Here is a 1,307-nt window from a genome sequence, read left to right as displayed (position 1 = left end):
GCATATCTGGCATTTGAAGGAGGCGACTTTACATTATTTTTCGCTTTACATTAGCTCAGTATTGGGGCGTTCCCCAGAGAAGACAACGTATCTACCTTGTCGCAGATTTTGATGGAGGGAGTGCCGGAAAAATATTATTTGAGTCAGAAGGCCTGTCTGGGTATTCTGCGCAGGGCTTCCAGTCGTGGCAAAATACTGCCTGCCGTGCTACAGAAGGCTTTGGAGAGACAGGCGGAACAGACAGCTTAATGTTTGAAAACCACTCACAGGACAGCAGATATACAGGCCCCCTTGAAGTATCGCAGACCATTCTTTCTACATTTGGAACAGGCGGGAATAATCAGCCGTTTGTAGTCCAAATGCCAAAAACATATGATGTACGGTTTACTTCAGAGGGAACGAGGAATGCAAGACAGAATGTGTATGAAACGGACACATCACGAACTATTGATACGGGAGGAAATTCCCCGGACTCCAACCAGGGCGGAGTGGCAGTGGTCCAGCCGAGAGCCTTTGGGGTATGTGGAAAGAGCAGTAACAGTATGGTGTCGGATAATCCCCATAGTGGATTTTATGAGGCAGATACAGCAAGAACCCTTGATGGAAATGGTGGAAACCCTACCTGCAACCAGGGTGGCATTGCCGTAATTGAGGGCAATGGGACAAGGCCTTCCCATAAGGGTGACGGCTATAAGGAATCGGATGTGATGTATACCTTAAATGCCACAGAGCAACACGCAGTTGCTTTTGCGGATGTACATGCCGCATTATCTGCAAATGATGGTTCCAAGGCATCGTTCTTTATGGAGGCAAATGAAGAGTGTGCCAATACATTAGTGGCAACGGATTGTAAAGATCCGACGATTGTGAATGACGAATCGGAAACAGATTATATAGTACGAAGGCTGATGCCTACAGAATGTGCAAGGCTGCAGGGATTTCCCGACTGGTGGTGCGATGGTCTTGGTATTCAAGAGCCTGCCGATGAGGATATTGCTAGGTGGAGGGAAATCTTTATCACCCATGCAAAAGCACTCGGAAAAGCTGCCAAACCAAAGTCGGATTCACAGATCCGGAAATGGTTACAGAATCCGCAGTCTGATTCTGCTGAATATAAAATGTGGGGGAATGGCGTGGCGCTTCCGAATGTTTATTTTGTACTTTCCGGCATTATGTATTATGCACAATTAAGTGCAGGGAAATAGGGGCAGTATTCTACTCCTTCAAAATGCACATAACCGTTGATTTTACACAATGTCATTAACTTAAGGAATCTTTTACATTTGAATTGTAAAAGGTTCCTTTTT

General features: G+C 45.6%; 1 protein-coding gene. It reads left to right on the top strand.

Annotation, left to right across the window (positions count from 1 at the left end; genetic code table 11):
• The first annotated feature begins 32 nt into the window (after positions 1-32).
• Positions 33-1,205 (top strand): DNA cytosine methyltransferase, encoded by a 1,173-nt coding sequence (locus E5329_RS29105; RefSeq protein ID WP_135992574.1) that lies wholly within the window; start codon positions 33-35, stop codon positions 1,203-1,205.
• Positions 1,206-1,307: the final 102 nt, after the last annotated feature.

The sequence above is a fragment of the Petralouisia muris genome (assembly GCF_004793545.1).
GTDB lineage: Bacteria > Bacillota > Clostridia > Lachnospirales > Lachnospiraceae > Petralouisia > Petralouisia muris.
Note: the sequence above shows the minus strand (reverse complement) of the source record. Positions and strands in the feature narration are given on the sequence as shown.